The organism is Pseudomonas sp. D8002 (genome assembly GCF_013385695.1).
In the GTDB taxonomy this organism is placed as follows: Bacteria; Pseudomonadota; Gammaproteobacteria; order Pseudomonadales; family Pseudomonadaceae; genus Aquipseudomonas.
On the sequence record NZ_JACAPM010000017.1, the window covers coordinates 22,244 to 39,587 of the forward strand.

Consider the following 17,344-nt stretch of genomic DNA (forward strand, 5'->3'; position numbering starts at 1 on the left):
ATGCGCTGGGTGTGTATTGTGTTCCCGCAATTGGCGCTGGACGGGGTGCTGCGTTCGCGCCCCGAACCGGACCAGCCGTTGGCCCTGCTGGCCGGCACGCCGCAGCGGCGGGTGCTGCAAACCGTCAATGACGCCGCGCGCAAACTCGGCCTGCGCCCCGGCCAATCCCTGACGGCGGCCCATGCCTTGACCAAGGCGTTCGCCTGCGCCGAATACGACCCGGCGCAGATCGAATACTGGCAGCAGTTTCTCGCCGCTTGGGCCTACCGTTTCAGCTCCCAGGTCAGCGTGTTCTACCCACGGGCGTTGCTGTTCGAGATCGAGTCGAGCCTGGGCCTGTTCGGGCCCTGGCCGTTGCTCGAAGCACGCTTGCGCAAGGAGCTGACCGAACTGGGGTTTCGTCATCGCATCGTCGCCGCGCCGAACCCGGCGGCGGCGCGGATATTGGCGAATGCCTACGACGGCCTGGCCGTGGCCGATGAGCAATACCTGCAACACGCCCTGGCACCGATCCCCATCGACCGCGCCGGCCTCGACCCGCAAGCCGCCAGCGCATTGTCGCGCATGGGCTTGCGCACCCTGGCCCAGGTGCAGGCGTTGCCTCGGCATACCCTGGCCCGGCGCTTCGACGCTGCGCTGCTCAAGCACCTAGATGCACTGTGCGGCCAACGGCCCCTGGCGCTGGCGTTCTACCAGCCGCCGGACCGGTTTGATGTGCGCATCGAGCTGAATTTTGATGTGTTGTCCCACCAGGCCTTGCTGTTTCCCTTGCGCCGTTTGACTGGCGACCTGTCGGCGTTCCTGTGTGGCCGCGACAGTGGCGTGCAGCGTTTTGACTTGCACCTGGAGCACGCGGCCGAGCCCGACAGCGTGATCAAGGTCGGCCTGCTCAGCGCCGAGCGTGACGCGGCGATGCTGTTCGAACTGGCCCGTGGGCGCCTGGAGCAAGTGCAAGTCACCTCGCCGGTGCGCGGCTTTCGCCTGGTGGCCGAGGACCTGCCGGTGTTTGTGCCCCAGCGCCAGGACCTGTTCGACGAGCGCCCGCAACAAACCCTGCCGTGGGAACAACTGCGCGAACGCCTGCGGGCGCGGTTGGGGGACGAAGCGGTGCAAGGCCTGCGCTTTCACGCCGACCACCGCCCAGAATGCGCCTGGCAAGCCGGTGCTGATCTTCGCCCGTGCTCACCCTCAAACAACGTGCAACGCCCGGGCTGGTTGTTGCATGAACCGACGCCCCTGGCCGAGCAGGGTCTACACATCCTGATGGGCCCGGAGCGCATCGAATCCGGCTGGTGGGATGGCGCCGATGTGCGCCGCGATTACTACCTGGTGCGCACCCGCGCCGGCCAGCAGGGCTGGGCTTACCGCACCGTGGGTGAAAGCGGCACGCTGTGGCTGCAAGGCTGGTTTGCATGAAGTACGCGGAGCTGCACTGCCTGTCCAACTTCAGTTTCCAGCGGGGCGCCTCCAGTGCCCGCGAGCTGTTTGAACGGGCCAGGCAGCAGGGTTACGAGGCGCTGGCGATCACCGATGAATGCACCTTGTCGGGCATCGTCCGTGCCTGGCAGGCAGCCAAGGAAGTCGGGTTGCCGCTGATTATCGGCAGCGAGATGCGCCTGGAAAACGGCCCCAAGCTGGTGCTGCTGGTGGAGAACCTGGAAGGCTATCAACACCTGTGCCGGCTGATCACCATCGCCCGTCGCCGTGCGGGAAAAGGTCACTACCGGTTGCTGCAGGAAGACTTCACCGCGGTACACGGCTTGCTCGCGTTATGGATGGTCGAAGACACCGACACCCAGGCCCATATCCAATGGCTGTGCAGCACCTTCACCGATCGCCTGTGGCTGGCGGTGGAACTGCATTGCGGCCAGAACGATGCCCGTCACCTTGAGCAACGCCTGAACCTGGCCGCCAGCCTGCACCTGCCGGCGGTGGCCTGCGGCGATGTGCATATGCATGTGCGCGGTCGCCGTGCGTTGCAAGACACCATGACCGCAATCCGTCACCACGTCCCGGTGGCCGAAGCCGGCGCGCGCCTGCATCCCAATGGTGAACGGCACTTGCGCAGCCTCGATGCATTGGCCGCGCTGTACCCGGCGCACTTGCTGGAAGAGTCCCTGAACATTGCCCGGCGTTGCACCTTTGACCTCGGCCAATTGCGCTATCAATACCCCAGGGAGTTGGTACCTGAAGGCCAGGATGCAAAATCCTGGTTACGCAGCTTGACCGAGCAAGGCATCGCCCAGCGTTGGCCGAAAGGGGTCGACGCCAAGACCCTCCAGCAGATCAATAACGAACTGGAACTGATCAGCGACCTCGGCTACGAAAGCTATTTCCTCACCGTACACGACATTGTGCGCTTCGCCCGCAGCCGTTCGATCCTGTGCCAGGGCCGCGGCTCGGCGGCCAACTCGGCGGTGTGTTTTGCCCTGGGCATCACCGAGATCGACCCGAGCCTGATGAACATGCTGTTCGAGCGCTTCCTGTCCCGCGAACGCAACGAGCCGCCGGACATCGACGTGGACTTCGAGCACGAACGCCGCGAAGAAGTGCTGCAATACGTCTTCCAGCGCTACGGTCGTACCCGCGCCGCGTTGACGGCGGTAGTCAGCAGCTACCACGGCGCCGGCGCGGTGCGCGACGTGGCCAAGGCCCTCGGGTTGCCGCCGGATCAGGTCAATGCCCTGGCCGACTGTTGTGGGCGCTGGAGCGACGAAGCACCGCCCCTGGAACGCTTGCGCGAAGGCGGTTTCGACCCCGACAGCCCGGTGCTGCGCCGGGTGCTCACACTCACTCAGCAACTGATCGGCTTCCCCCGGCACCTGTCCCAGCACCCCGGCGGTTTCGTGATTTCCGAACACCCGCTGGACACCCTGGTGCCGGTGGAAAATGCTGCCATGGCCGAGCGCACCATCATCCAGTGGGACAAGGACGACCTCGACGCCGTGGGCCTGCTCAAGGTGGACATCCTCGCGCTGGGCATGCTCAGTGCGATTCGCCGCTGCTTCGACCTGCTGCGCCGCCATCGCAACCGGGACCTGAGCCTGGCTTCGGTGCCCAAGGAAGATGCGGCAACCTACGCGATGATCAGCAAGGCCGACACTATCGGCGTGTTCCAGATTGAGTCGCGGGCGCAGATGTCGATGTTGCCCCGCCTGCGACCGGAAAAATTCTACGACCTGGTCATTGAGGTCGCCATCGTGCGGCCGGGGCCCATCCAGGGTGGCATGGTGCATCCGTACCTGCGGCGGCGGAACAAGGAGGAAGAAACCACCTACCCATCGCCGGAACTAAAGTCCGTACTGGAACGCACCCTGGGCATCCCGCTGTTCCAGGAACAGGTCATGCAGATCGCTATGGTCGCCGCCGATTACACACCCGGCGAAGCCGACCAACTGCGCCGTTCCATGGCCGCCTGGAAACGCCACGGCGGCCTCGAACCCCATCAGCAACGCCTGCGCACCGGCATGCTGAAAAACGGCTACAGCGAAGCCTTCGCCGCGCAGATCTTCGAGCAGATCAAGGGCTTTGGCAGCTACGGTTTTCCCGAGTCCCACGCCGCCAGTTTCGCCTTGCTGACCTATGCCAGTTGCTGGCTTAAATGCCATGAACCGGCAGCGTTCGCCTGCGCCCTGATCAACAGCTGGCCCATGGGCTTCTACAGCCCGGACCAGATCCTGCAGGACGCCCGTCGCCATCATTTGCAGATCCGCCCGGTGGATGTGCAGGCCAGTGACTGGGATTGCAGCCTTGAGCCGATCGAAGGCCAGCAACCGGCGATTCGCATGGGCTTGCGCATGATCTCCGGGTTTCGCGAAGAGGACGGCCGGCGTATCGAAGCGGCGCGCCAGGCCCGGGCGTTTTTTGATATTGCCGACTTGGGCGAGCGTGCCCAATTGGACACTCGCGCCCAGGAACTGCTGGCGGATGCCGGTGCCTTGCGCGGCCTGGCCGGGCATCGGCACCGGGCGCGTTGGGAGGTGGCCGGGGTGCAGAAACAACTGGGCCTGTTTGCCGGTATCGCCAGCCCGGAAGAGGCGGTGGTGGAGCTGCCGCAACCGACAGTCGGCGAAGATTTGTATGCCGACTACGCCAGCGTCGGCACCACCCTGGGCCCACACCCGTTGGCGCTGTTGCGCGATGAACTGCGCGCGCGGCGTTGCCGCAGTTCCAGGGAATTGCTGCAGGTTGAGCATGGCCGCAACGTCAGCGTCGCCGGCCTGGTCACCGGTCGACAACGCCCGGGCACGGCCAGCGGCGTTACCTTTGTCACACTGGAAGATGAGTTCGGCAATATCAATGTGGTGGTCTGGCGCGATTTGGCCGAGCGCCAACGCCAGGCGCTGGTGGGCTCGCGGTTGCTCAAGGTGGATGGCCGCTGGGAGGCGGTGGGCGAGGTTCGGCACCTGATCGCCGGGCGCTTGACCGACCTGACCCCGTTGCTGTCGGGCATCAGTGTGCGCAGCCGGGACTTTCGCTGAGCCGGCCCTTGCTCCTTCCTGCCGGCATAAGCAATATGCGATGAAACCAACCGCCACTGCCGGGCTCAAAGTTTTCATTGCCGCCCACCTTTTATCTTTTGCAGAGCCGACCGATGCAGTTTTTATCCAATACCCACGGCTGTGAGGGTTGGGCTGGGGAAATGGCCCAGAGGATTCGTGCTTTCGATTGGTCCACCACCGACCTCGGCCCGATGAATGCCTGGCCCTCCAGCCTGACCAGCGCGGTGCAGATGATGCTGGCATCGCCCATGCCCATGGTGATGCTGTGGGGGCACGCCGGTTACATGATCTACAACGACAGCTATTCGGTATTTGCCGGCGGTCGCCACCCTTATCTGCTGGGTGCGCCGGTGGAACTGGGCTGGCCGGAAGTCGCCGACTTCAACCGCAATGTGGTCGACACCTGCCTGGCTGGCGGCACCTTGTCCTACCGCAACCTGCCCCTGGAACTGTTGCGCGACGGCCGCCCGGAAGAAGTCTGGATGGACCTGTATTACAGCCCCGTGGCCGGCGACGACCAACGACCGGCCGGGGTCCTGGCGATTGTGGTGGAGACCACCGAACATATGATCTCCGAGCGCCTGCGCCAGGAACTCACCCACAACCTGGAGCAGCGCGTGGCCGCGGAGGTGCAGGCCCGTTCCGCCGCCGAAGAACAGTTGCGTCAATCACAGAAGCTGGAAGCCATCGGCGGCCTGACCGGCGGCGTGGCCCACGACTTCAACAACCTGCTGCAAGTGGTCGCCGGCAACCTGCACCTGCTGGCCCGGCATGAGCCGGACAACCCCCAGGTGCAGCGCCGGGTCAGCGCCGCCATCGCGGCAGTGGAACGTGGGGCCAAGCTGACCTCGCAACTGCTGGCCTTCGCCCGTCGCCAGCCATTGTCACCGGCGGTGTACAACCCGCTGCGCATCTATGAAGGCCTGGGCGAGCTGCTGCAGCGGGCGCTGGGAGAAACCATCCACATTGATGTGCAACTGCCCCAGGATCCGTGGTGCATTAACGTCGGCCGCAACCAACTGGAAAACGCGCTGCTCAACCTGGCGATCAATGCCCGGGATGCCATGAAAGGCGAGGGGGTGATTCGGATCACCGGCGAAAACATCATCCTCAACCCTCCGGATTGCGCCGGTAAAAGCATCAACCCCGGTGAATACGTGCGCCTGGCCGTCGCCGACAGCGGCGCCGGCATGTCACCAACGATCCTGGCCCGTGCCTTCGAACCGTTTTTCACCACCAAGCCGAATGGCCACGGTACCGGCCTGGGCCTGAGCATGGTGTTTGGGTTCGTGCGCCAAAGTGGCGGGCATGTTGAGGTCGAGAGCGTGGAGGGCAGCGGCACCGTGGTGCAAATGTATTTCCCGCGCAATTTGGGAGAGCCGGAAAACCACGATGCGCCCGTCGAGCTCACACAACCCACCGGCGGCCATGAGACGATCCTGGTGGTTGAGGACAACGAAGGCGTACGCGCGGCCGCGGTGGAATTGCTCGAACAATCCGGCTACACCGTGCTCACCGCCGAAGACGGCGACCGGGCCATGCTGATGCTCCAGGCCGGCCTGCAACCGGACCTGATCTTCACCGACGTGGTGATGCCGGGCCGGGTCAAAAGCACCGACCTGGCCGAGTGGGCGCGCAGGCAAGTGCCGGCGATAGCGGTGCTGTTTACCTCCGGGCATACCCGCGACATTCTTTCCAGCAACCACCTGCTGGGCAACGACATTCACCTGCTGAGCAAACCCTATGGCCCGGATGACTTGGCGCAACGGGTGCGCTCGGTACTGACCTCCCGAATGATGTGACGAATGAAGATCCAGCCAGCAACACCAAACCACTGTGGGGGCCGGGCTTGCCCGCGATGGCGGAGTGTCAGGCACCCCATCCGGTAATTGGCACACCGTCATCGCGGGCAAGCCCGGCTCCCACAGTTGATCTTCACTGCCTTGAACACACCGATAAGGTTACCCATGACTTCCCAGCGCAACCTGCCACCAGACACCTCACTCACCACCCAACGCCCTGGCTTCGTGCGGGTACGAGGTGCCCGGGAACACAACCTGCGCAACGTCGACGTGGACATCCCCCGCGACGCCCTGGTGGTGTTCACCGGCGTGTCAGGCTCCGGCAAGTCGTCGCTGGCATTCTCCACCGTCTACGCCGAAGCCCAGCGCCGCTACTTCGAATCCGTGGCGCCCTACGCCCGCCGCCTGATCGACCAGGTCGGCGTACCGGACGTCGACGCCATCGAAGGCCTGCCGCCCGCCGTGGCCCTGCAACAACAGCGCGGTACACCCAGCACACGTTCATCAGTGGGCAGCGTCACCACCTTGTCCAGCCTGATCCGCATGCTCTACTCCCGCGCCGGCAGTTACCCGGCGGGGCAACCGATGCTGTACGCCGAAGACTTTTCCCCCAACCTGCCCCAGGGCGCCTGCCCGCAATGCCACGGCCTGGGCCGCGTGTACGAAGTGACCGAAGCCCTGATGGTGCCCGATCCTTCCCTCACCATCCGCCAACGCGCCGTGGCGTCCTGGCCACTGGCATGGCAAGGCCAGAACCAGCGCGACATCCTCGTCACCCTCGGCTACGACGTCGACATCCCGTGGCGCGACCTGCCGAAAAAGCAGCGCGACTGGATCCTCTTCACCGAAGAAACCCCCACCGTACCGGTGTACGCCGGCTTCACGCCGGCCCAAACCCGCGACGCCCTCAAACGCAAACTTGAGCCCAGCTACCAGGGCACCTTCACCGGCGCCCGGCGCTACATCCTGCACACCTTCACCCACTCCCAAAGCGCCCTGATGAAAAAGCGCGTGTCGCAGTTCATGCAAGGCAGCCCGTGCCCGCTGTGTGAAGGCAAACGCCTGAACAAGGCCGCGCTGTCGGTGAAATTTGCCGGCGTGGACATTGGCGAACTGTCGCAAATGTCTCTGCTGCAACTCGCCGAACTGCTGCGACCGGTGGCCGAAGGGCAGGGCGATAAAAAGCTCTCCGTGGAAAAACGCCTGGCCGCCCAACGCATCGCCCAGGACCTGCTCGAACGCGTCAGCACCCTGACCGACCTCGGCCTCGGCTACCTGGCCCTGGAACGCAGCACACCGACCCTGTCCTCCGGCGAACTGCAACGCCTGCGCCTGGCCACCCAACTGGGCTCGCAACTGTTCGGCGTAATCTACGTGCTCGACGAACCTTCCGCCGGCCTGCATCCCGCTGACGGCGAAGCCCTGTTCGCCGCCCTCGACCGCCTGAAGGCCGCCGGCAACTCGCTGTTCGTGGTGGAACACGACCTCGAAACCATGCGCCGCGCCGACTGGCTGATCGACGTCGGCCCGGCTGCCGGTGAACACGGCGGCCAAGTCCTGTACAGCGGCCCACCCGCCGGCCTCGCACAGATTGAAGCCTCGCAAACCCGCGAATACCTGTTCGCCGAAAAGCGCCCGGTCAGCCAACCACCGCGCCAACCCACCGGCTGGCTGAGCCTGGAAGGCGTCACGCGCAACAACCTCAACGACCTCAGCGTGGACTTTCCCCTGGGCTGCTTCACCGCCGTCACCGGCATTTCCGGCTCGGGCAAATCCAGCCTCGTCAGCCAGGCGCTGTTGGAACTGGTAGGCGCAGGCATGGGCCGCGTGGTGGAAACCGAAGACGAACCCAGCCTCGAAGACGACGCCCCGCAAACCAGCGGCGGCCGTATCAGCGGCGGGCTGGAACACATCCGCCGCCTGGTGCAGGTGGACCAGAAACCCATTGGCCGCACACCGCGCTCCAACCTCGCGACCTACACCGGCCTGTTCGACAACGTACGCAAACTGTTCGCCGCCACACCCGCGGCGAAAAAGCGCCATTTCGACGCTGGGCAATTTTCTTTCAACGTCGCCAAAGGCCGCTGCCCGAACTGCGAAGGCGAGGGGTTTGTCAGCGTTGAATTGCTGTTCATGCCCAGCGTGTACGCGCCATGCCCGACGTGCCACGGGGCGCGGTACAACCCGGAAACGTTAGCAATCAAGTGGGAAGGGCTGACCATCGCCCAGGTACTGGGGCTGACGGTTGAACAGGCGGTAGAGGTATTTGCCGAAGAGCCGGGTGTGCTGCGCTCGCTGCAAGTGCTGCGGGATATTGGCTTGGGTTATTTGCGCCTTGGCCAGCCGGCGACCGAGTTGTCAGGTGGGGAGGCGCAGCGGATCAAGCTGGCGACCGAGCTGCAACGCAATGCCCGGGGCGCGACGTTGTATGTGCTGGATGAACCGACGACCGGGCTGCATCCGCGGGATGTGGATCGGTTGTTGAGCCAGTTGAATCATCTGGTGGAGGCGGGGCACACGGTGATTGTGGTGGAGCATGAAATGCGTGTCGTGGCGCAGAGTGATTGGGTGATTGATATCGGGCCGGGGGCCGGGGATCGAGGCGGGAAGGTGGTGGTGAGTGGCACGCCGCAGAAGGTGGCGAAGAGCAAGAGCAGCCGGACGGCGCCGTTTTTGGGGCGCGAGTTGGGCTGAGTTTTGCTCGACGTGCGCCAGGTTCGTCGGCAGCTTCGTGATTGCCCGAGCGTTCGGTAGACTGCCCCGATTTTTTCTGATTTCCCCACCTTGTGAATAAATGGCCCTATGAGATATGTCGAAAATGGATCTTTTATCGATCCATTTCTCTTCTTATAGTCGACCAACGCCCCAAGCAGTTAACAGCGGTCATTAGTTCAGCTGTGGGGTTAGGTTTCTCATTGGCGGAAGTTGATATGAATTATAAAAACGGCTCTATCGGTATCGGAGTGTCTGCACTTTTAGTGCTGTCAGTTCTGCGTTTGTCCACTAACCAACCCCCAACCCGGGAAGAGTTTGTAAAGTATCCATCTCTCCGGCAGAAGTGGTTCACGATATGCGACGCTCGCAGCAACCTTGCCGAGCTCAATGATGAAGGCTGCAAGCATTTACGCGAATGGCAGGCGGCCACCAAACTTCCCGTACTGGACAATTTGATGAATCAAAACCTGGGTAAATAGCTGGCGGCCATATGACTTTTTCAGTTGGCTGGAGCATCCAGCTGAAATCCGGAAGTCATCATCGCCCCCTACCTGTGCCCCTCAATGCTGCGCACCAACGCCCCAAAAAGCTCACCCCGCGGCATCTCGCTCAAGGGAATATTCGCCTTCTCGAACCACTCCCGATCCGCCTCAGGATGCGGGCCACTCAGCACCACTATCCCGTTTTCATAGGTGTAACGCGCTGCCGCCACATCACCATTCCGGTAGGTCGCAATGGTTGAAGAAGGCGAGGTCGCGTCAGGCTTGGGGAAGTAAGGCACATCCTGATAAAAGACGCTATCGGCTTTCCCATCCCACACAACCTGCACCGCCGCGTCCGCAATGCCCGCGACCTCAAACCCAGGCCTGCCCGCCTCTGAATCAAGGTCGTAGGGTATCAGGCCAAAGTTGCTGTCGTCGGCCAGATAAGCACCCATACAAAGCCCCAGGTAGCGCCCACCCTGGGCGACAAAGTCACGAATGGCCTGCACCCGCGCATCCCCCAAACTATCAAGCGCCGCAGGGATGTCCTGACCGCCACCCGGTTGAACGTAGAGGTCATAACGAGCGAGGCTTTGCGGCGTGATGTCGATCGATTCATCGGCACCTACAAAGTCAATCTGCGCATTCGGGCGGACGCGCAGCAGGGCTGTTTTGACATTCTCTGAACATCCCTCGCAGCCCGCCGGGCCTCGGTAGATAGCGACATGGGCGATGGGTGTCGCGGCGTGCACTGAGGAAGGAAGCAGTGTGAAAAACGCAAAAAGCGTCGCGGCGATGGCGTGCAGATTCATGGTTGTAGAGTCGTCTTAGAGCTGATTGGGTCCGATCGGACTTTGTGATTCGAAGCCTAAAGCCAATAGCCAGTTGAAGGAGTTAACATTTGTAAATCGGCTAGGAAAAATCGGGGTTGATGATCGCAACTACGGTTTTCCCATTCATATTTATGGGTTTTCCTTTAGTGCATAAATATCGAAGAGAGCGTTTCTTCCATTTTCAATCCCCGGAATTTTTCAGGCTGTTTGAGTCAGCTCTCGGCCATGCGCGAATGCTATCGGCCAATAGCACACACTCAAGTATCGACTATGCTTGGAGCGATTCAGCCCTGTACCTGAAGGATCTAAACAATGGGGTACCTTGTCGTTGCTCACGCGATGAATGTGAAGCCGGAGTTAGAACCACTTTCTACGTTGCCGGTGAGCATTGGTTGGTCATTGCACCAGGATGAAAACGCCACGTCGTTCTACTTAGACACGTTCAAGGCTGGCGAAGAACGGAAATGGCCCTTTACGTCTATGCCACCCATCAAGGATGTACCGCTTGAGCTCCCTCAAGAATTGGCAGCGCTATCGCGGATATACAAAGTGCTTAAGGATGCTCAGCTAGCCGACTACTTCAAGAGAGCTTTCCTGAATGTGAATTTAGCGCTGAGTAAAAGCCTTCAATTACACGTTTGCAGCTTTTGCACGGATGACGACGGGTTGGATTTTGTGTGTGTATCGTCGAATGGTGAACTGCAAAGGCTGCGTTGCGTTTGCGGTGATCTGGATATCACCTACGAGCTTGGCACGGTCATGATCCAGCCGCTTCTGATAGATGGGGTTGAAGGCGCCGACGTAAGTGGTCTGCATGACCCAGAGAGCGGCATTCACGTCTTGAGTCGGAATATAATGCCCTCGTCGTTACTGCATGCGGTGGCTTCAGCAGAAACCACTCGCTTTCTACAAACAGAAAGCCCCCCTCTGGGTCTAGGTAGCTTCGATGGTCTGGACGTCGCACCGGTAAAGATTGCTGGCTCTAAGATCGCCTCGCTGAAGCCTGAGGTGGTTGCTCAGAAAGCGTGGTGGAGGCGGTGGTAGTTGTATCGACGACTTCGACCCAAGCCAGGAGGTTTTCCGGGGAAAAGTAGCCAATTATCAGCATCGAAAAATTGGGGCCGATAATGGGGGCCAGTTTTCAAAAAGCTACCCGTCACGATGGGCTGCAATCGGCCAATAGCGGTCCCTCCGTCCAGAACCATTTTCCACCCTTAGCAGTCACTCAAGCCGACCACTTTTTCTTATTCGCCTTATCTCTACCTTGTAAATTTGCTCGTGTTCGAGCCGCATATTAGATGACATAGTCATCCACTGATCCGGACCGAGCCCCAAGCTCTTCAACCTCCCGAACCACCGTGCCAAGAATGCCGATCCCTTCATGAATCTGCTGCGTTGTCAGGCCGGCATAGCCCAAAATGAGCCCTGCCGGTCGCTCGTATTCTACCGACGTGGGTTCGGCAAACAGCGGCGAAAGCGGATATACGCCAACCCCGCGTTCGAGCGCTATCGCCTGCAACGTCGGCTCATCCTGAGCGCGAAGCGCGGGTAGCGTTAATACGCCGTGTAAGCCCGCCGCCATGCCGGCCAGTTGCCCATATTCCGCCAGATGCTGTTCAAAAGCCTCCAGTAATGCCCTTCGCCGCAGTTCATTTTCCCGCCGCAGGCGGCGAACGTGACGCTCATAGGTTCCACTTTCGATCAATGAGGCGAGCACGTTTTGTTCCCAGCGCGGTGAGTGTCGATCGGTCAGCCGTTTTGCTTCACGGAAAACGTGAACCAACTCGCGTGGAAGAACCAGATAACCCAACCTGAGTTGCGGTGAGAGTGCCTTGGAGAACGTTCCGACATAAATGACGCGAGCATCTGCGTCCATGGATTGCAGTGCGTCGATGGGCCGCTGGCCATAGCGAAACTCGCCGCCGTAATCGTCCTCAATGATCCACGCGCGATGTCGCCTCGCCCAACTCAGCAGTTCGAGGCGACGTGCGACAGGAAGCACCGCCCCCATGGGAAACTGGTGCGACGGAGTGACAAAGGCCAGGCGCACGCGATCACCTTCCGGCAGAGCACTGGTATCCAGTCCAGAGGCATCGACGGGTATGGGCAACGCCGTCGCGCCCGTGGCCTCAAAGCAATATCTGGCCATGCGGTAGCCAGGCTCTTCGAAGACGAATGCATCTTGCGGGTTCAGCAAAAGCCGGGCGCACAGGTCAAGTCCTTGCTGCGAGCCATGCACTACGAGTATTTGATCCGCATCGCACGCCAGACCGCGTGCGCGTCGCAGATAACCTTGCAGCGCATTGCGCAAGCGCTCTTCCCCTTCGGGGTGGCCGTAAGCGAGGCTCGGTTGACGCTTGACTAGTTCGGAACGGTAGGCGCGCTGCCAACCCAGCGCCGGAAAATCCCTGGTAGCGACCGAGCCGTACCTGAAATCGATGCGGGCTTGGGGTGACGCCATGTTGTACGGCTTCATGATGGCCACTCGTTGCCCGTAAAGGGAAAGCACTGGCGGCAGTTCCTTTTGCTGCGCCGAGTCCCCTTGGGCATGCCCGGATTGAGTGCTGATTATGCTCGCTACCGTGGCGGCCTTGCCCACTGATGTCAGGACAAAGCCTTCGGCCGCCAGTTGCTCGTAAGCCGCCGTTACCGTGGTTCGCGACACGCCGAGTTCGGCCGCGATTGCCCGCGTCGACATGAGCCTCGTGCCGGCGGCAAGCGTGCCGTCTTCTATCTGCGCGCGCAGCCTGGCATAGATCCGACGTTGCGCGCCGCGGGAAAATGCATCCGGATTGGCTGAAAACTGGCCCATGGAAAAACCTCGAAACTGGCACTTTCGATGATGCAGGTCGTGGTCGACATTATGGACTCCCAACAATCCGTAGTGAAATCCCATGTACATTCCCGAACACTTCGCAGAGCACCGCCCGGAACAGTTGCACCGAATTATCCGCGACAATCCGCTGGGCATCCTCGTGACTGAGGGTGAATCCGGCATGGATGCGGACCACATTCCCTTTGAACTCGATACCGGCCACGGAACATACGGGTTGCTGACCGCTCATGTGGCCCGCGCCAATCCTGTGTGGCAACGTTGCGCCGGCAGCACGCCTGTTATGGTGATCTTCAGGGGGGCAGAAGGCTACATTTCGCCCAACTGGTTTGCGTCCAAGCACGAAACGCATCGCCAGGTTCCCACATGGAACTACGAGGTGGTGCATGTGCATGGCGTCATGCACGTGATGTCGGAAGAAAAACTCCTGCGCCGCACCCTGGCCCTGCTGACTCGCCACCAGGAGTCCAAGGAGATCAAGCCCTGGAAGATGGGCGATGCGCCGCGTGAATATCTGGACGAGATGGTGTCGAGAGTCGTCGGTATCGAGATCGAAATGCAGTGCGTTGAATGCAAGCGCAAGCTCAATCAAAACAAGTCGCACGCTGATCGCTTGTCTGCGATCGCGCACTTGCGCGAGCGCGGGCACGTTGAGCTTTCTTCGATAATGCTGGCCAACCTTGAGCAGCCGGATCAGGGGGCAGCACCGTGGACCTTGAGTTGACCACCACCACGATTCTGGTGACCTTCGCCGGAGTTTTTTTGATCTGCTTTATGAAAGGTGCCTTCGGTGGAGGCTTCTCCATTGTCGGCATTCCGCTGCTGTCGCTGGTGATGGATCCGCTCACAGCCGGCGGACTGCTAGCGCCGTTGTTTATCGCGATGGACCTGTTCGGCCTGCGTTACTGGAAGCCATCCACTTGGTCTAAACCCGACTTGGTGCTGTTGTTACCAGGTCTGATTGTCGGCATCGGTGTCGGCTATCTACTCTTTCGCGTCATGGATCACCGCGCAGTCGCGTTAGTGATGGCGGCGGTTACCCTGATTTTTGTCGGCCTCTGGTTCAAAACCGGTGGGGAAATCAGGGTCAGCCAGCGCTCATCGCTCAAGGCGGTGTCCGCAGGCGTCACCTCTGGGATCACGACTATGGTCGCGCATTCTGGTGGGCCACCATTAGCGATGTACCTGTTGCCGCTCGGTCTAAGCAAGAAAACCTATGCCGGCACCACCAGCATGTTCTTTACCGTAGGCAATCTGCTCAAGGCAGTGCCTTGGCTGCTGTTAGCCAGGCCCACCGGTAACGTGCTAAGCCTGATGGTCATCTGCCTGTTAGCAGTTCCAAGTGGTGTCTGGCTGGGCTGGCGACTGCACACCAAGCTGGATCAACGCCAGATGTACCTTGCCTGCTACTGCCTGCTCGTAGTCACGGCGGTAAAACTTCTGTGGGACGGCATAAGTGGCTATATCGTCTGAAAATGCCTCACCACTATGAGGCCCAACGTTACGGCCATTATCCGACTGGCTGCCAACGGAATGTTAGCAGTCAGAGGCCGTTCAAATGGCCTGTGACACTAGGATGCTCTGCTCGGCTAGGCGTGCTTCATCGAGCTAAAATTAGCGCTTGAGGACTTCGTCAGGGTAGTAACCGAGCATCTGAACTGGACGCAGATACTCAGACGGCGCTCCGAACAATTTAATCGAGCTGCTTAGAGTGACGAAGTTGAGATTGAGCGGCGGCGTAATATCACCGGCATTGCGTGCCGTCGCTTGAGCCTCATCGAGTGCCTCGGAGATGCTGTTGATTGCAGCTCCGGAACACTCCGAGGAAGGCATCACACAGCATTTGTGTGAACTGGCTTGCCTGCATTTTGGCTGAGCCGAATTCGGACTAAGCGGCAGTAAAACCGGTCAGGGCTTGGACAAGCTCCTGAACCCAGCTTGGCCACCCACCTTAACAACCAACCAGGCCAGCAGCACCAATCCCAAGGTTGCCCAGGGGATCGATCCCACGCCTGTCGTCTCAAGCAGTACACCGCCCACTACGGCACTGCCCGCAAACGCGAGGTTCAGCACGGTCACCAGCATCGACTGAGCCACATCGGCACCGTCGGCAGCAGCATTCGCCAAAGCTGTCTGTAGCAGGGTCGGTGCACCGCTGTAACTCAGGCCCCAGGCAGCCATCGCCACATAAACCGCTATGGCAGGCAAGCCACCCAACGCCAATGCCAGCGATACCAGCGCAAACCCGGCCAGGCTCAACAGCACCAACCGCCGCAGCCAGCGGTCAATCAATAGCCCAGTGAGCCAGATACCCACGAGAGCCGCAATGCCGAACGCAAGCAATGCCTGCTCGACCTGTCCATCCAACCCGACCGATGCCAGGAATGCCGCAATATAGGTGTAGAGCATGTAATGAGCCATGATCCACAGCATAACTACCGTCAGCACCGGTCGCACGCCTGGCCTGGACAAAACATGGCCCAGGGACAAGCGCTGACCAGCCCGTTGCCCGGCAAAGTCAGGGACATTCAGCCGAATCCAAACCATCAGCGCCAGGCTCAACGCCGCTAGCAGCCCGAACACATTGCGCCAACCGATCTGTTCACCCAGCCAGGCACTCAGTGGTACGCCCAGCGCCAAGGCGACGGGGATACCCAGCATAGCCACTGCCATCGCGCGGCCTTGCAAGGGCGCGGCGACCATGCGTCGCGCATAACCGGCCAACAGGCTCCACGCCACACCAGTGGCGACCCCGACGATCAGGCGCGCGACCAGGGTGAGGGCAAAATACGGCGACAAGGCAGTTACCGCGTTGCACAAACAGAACACCCCCACTGTCAGTAATAACACAAGGCGCCGTGGCCAACCTTGCAAGGCCAAGGTCAAGGGAACGGCCGCCAGCCCGGAACCGAGGGCACACGCGGTGACCCATTGCCCCGCCCATGCCTGGGAAACCTCAAACGTGTCGGAGATGTGTGGCAACAGGCCGGCGGGTACGCTCTCGTTGGCAGTGGCGATAAAACTCGCGGTGGTCAGGGCCAGTAAGCCAGTGATAGGTAGTTCTGAGGACGGCGGGGGGTTGGGTTGAATCGATTCTTCGCGGTTCATGAGCTTGCTCGAAAAACAGGTGAGGCCTGATTGTGATGAAGTGTCTGTGATTTGATAATTGGTCTAGAATTTGATGCTTAATCAAATCTGGATTGAAGATGGCCACTGATCGATTGGGGGACATGCGCTTGTTCGTTGAGGCTGCCGACCTCGGCAGTCTTTCAGCCGCTGGACGCAAGTTGGGGTTGTCGCCGGCGGCGGCCAGCGCACGGTTGCTCAAGTTGGAGGCGGCGCTGCATACCCGCTTGTTTGATCGCACAACCCGTCAACTGCGCCTGACTGATGAAGGCCGGTTCTATCTGCAGCAATGCTGGGTCGCCTTGCGCGCCATTGATGAGGCGGAGGCAGGGTTGCAGGCGAGTCAGCAGGAAGTACGCGGTAAAGTCCGTCTGTCTGCCTCTACTGACTTTGGCCGTCACCTGCTTAATGACTGGCTCGAGACCTTTTGCGCGCAGCATCCGCAGTTGAAGGTGGCGCTGACCTTGTCGGACGCTATGTCTAACCTGGTACAGGACGATGTCGACCTAGCCATTCGTTTCGGCCCACTGCGTGATAGCTCGTTGATCGCCCGGCAACTGGCACCCAACTGGCGGGTGCTTTGTGCCTCGCCGGACTACCTGGCGAGCCACGGCGAGCCGCAGACGCCGGCCGAGCTCACCGGGCATAAATTTATTCTGCTGGTGACTCCGGCGGGTCCTTTAAACACCTTTCATTTCAGGGTGGACGGCCAGACATGGAACCACAGTGTGCCATTGGAAAACGCCTGGGAAGCCAACGATGGCGCCGTGGCACGTGCTTGGGCATTGGCCGGTCATGGCATTGCACGCAAGACCATTTGGGACGCAGCAGCGGATATCCGTGCCGGGCGGTTGAAGGTGCTGCTGCCTGACTATTGCGTAGCAGAAGCTGGGGTGTTTGCGGTGCTGCATGGCAATCGGTACCGAATTGCCAGAGTGCGGGTCCTGTTGGACTTTCTGGTGGAGCGTTTCAAATGTGCCACCGAGGAACTTCTGCGCGACGTCGATGTGCCGAGGTTTTAAATGAATATGAACAGCTCTGGCTGACTTAC

At 60.8% G+C, this 17,344-nt stretch carries 12 protein-coding genes; 9 read left to right on the top strand and 3 right to left on the bottom strand.

Annotated elements, in window-relative coordinates:
- From HX807_RS10075 to HX807_RS10095, 5 genes are all read left to right on the top strand, one after another.
- Complete coding sequence (locus HX807_RS10075; protein ID WP_177049833.1) at nucleotides 1–1,416, top strand: DNA polymerase Y family protein; 1,416 nt, start codon at nucleotides 1–3, stop codon at nucleotides 1,414–1,416.
- Nucleotides 1,392–4,481, top strand: coding sequence for an error-prone DNA polymerase (locus HX807_RS10080; RefSeq protein WP_371316465.1), 3,090 nt, complete (start codon nucleotides 1,392–1,394; stop codon nucleotides 4,479–4,481). The genes HX807_RS10075 and HX807_RS10080 overlap by 25 nt, the downstream gene beginning before the upstream one ends.
- Before the next feature lie 113 nt (nucleotides 4,482–4,594).
- Nucleotides 4,595–6,304, top strand: a complete 1,710-nt coding sequence (locus HX807_RS10085; protein WP_177049837.1) for an ATP-binding protein — start codon at nucleotides 4,595–4,597, stop codon at nucleotides 6,302–6,304.
- A gap of 165 nt (nucleotides 6,305–6,469) precedes the next feature.
- Complete coding sequence (uvrA, locus tag HX807_RS10090; protein ID WP_177049851.1) at nucleotides 6,470–8,998, top strand: excinuclease ABC subunit UvrA; 2,529 nt, start codon at nucleotides 6,470–6,472, stop codon at nucleotides 8,996–8,998.
- A 236-nt stretch (nucleotides 8,999–9,234) separates the two neighbouring features.
- Nucleotides 9,235–9,498, top strand: a complete 264-nt coding sequence (locus tag HX807_RS10095) for a hypothetical protein (protein ID WP_177049853.1) — start codon at nucleotides 9,235–9,237, stop codon at nucleotides 9,496–9,498.
- A 68-nt stretch (nucleotides 9,499–9,566) separates the two neighbouring features.
- On the opposite strand, the gene HX807_RS10100 is transcribed toward HX807_RS10095, so the two are convergent.
- A complete protein-coding gene (locus HX807_RS10100) occupies nucleotides 9,567–10,313 on the bottom strand; it encodes a BPL-N domain-containing protein (protein WP_177049855.1) in 747 nt (248 codons plus the stop codon).
- 333 nt (nucleotides 10,314–10,646) lie between these two features.
- Between HX807_RS10100 and HX807_RS10105 the strand changes: the two genes are divergently transcribed.
- Nucleotides 10,647–11,378 (top strand): hypothetical protein, encoded by a 732-nt coding sequence (locus HX807_RS10105; RefSeq protein WP_177049856.1) that lies wholly within the window; start codon nucleotides 10,647–10,649, stop codon nucleotides 11,376–11,378.
- A 250-nt stretch (nucleotides 11,379–11,628) separates the two neighbouring features.
- Here the strand turns inward: HX807_RS10105 and HX807_RS10110 are convergent, their stop codons facing one another.
- Nucleotides 11,629–13,230 (bottom strand): PLP-dependent aminotransferase family protein, encoded by a 1,602-nt coding sequence (locus HX807_RS10110; RefSeq protein ID WP_008432589.1) that lies wholly within the window; start codon nucleotides 13,228–13,230, stop codon nucleotides 11,629–11,631.
- Between HX807_RS10110 and HX807_RS10115 the strand changes: the two genes are divergently transcribed.
- Both HX807_RS10115 and HX807_RS10120 read left to right on the top strand, forming a co-directional pair.
- Nucleotides 13,229–13,891, top strand: a complete 663-nt coding sequence (locus HX807_RS10115; RefSeq protein ID WP_177028433.1) for an FMN-binding negative transcriptional regulator — start codon at nucleotides 13,229–13,231, stop codon at nucleotides 13,889–13,891. The genes HX807_RS10110 and HX807_RS10115 overlap by 2 nt on opposite strands.
- Entirely contained in the window at nucleotides 13,876–14,640 is a 765-nt protein-coding gene (locus HX807_RS10120; RefSeq protein ID WP_003210527.1) for a sulfite exporter TauE/SafE family protein, read from the top strand. Before HX807_RS10115 ends, HX807_RS10120 begins: the two co-directional genes overlap by 16 nt.
- Nucleotides 14,641–15,075: 435 nt before the next feature.
- Here the strand turns inward: HX807_RS10120 and HX807_RS10125 are convergent, their stop codons facing one another.
- Complete coding sequence (locus HX807_RS10125) at nucleotides 15,076–16,275, bottom strand: MFS transporter (RefSeq protein ID WP_177049858.1); 1,200 nt, start codon at nucleotides 16,273–16,275, stop codon at nucleotides 15,076–15,078.
- Between the two features lie 98 nt (nucleotides 16,276–16,373).
- Between HX807_RS10125 and HX807_RS10130 the strand changes: the two genes are divergently transcribed.
- A complete protein-coding gene (locus HX807_RS10130; RefSeq protein ID WP_177049860.1) occupies nucleotides 16,374–17,315 on the top strand; it encodes a LysR family transcriptional regulator in 942 nt (313 codons plus the stop codon).
- The last annotated feature ends 29 nt before the right edge of the window (nucleotides 17,316–17,344 follow it).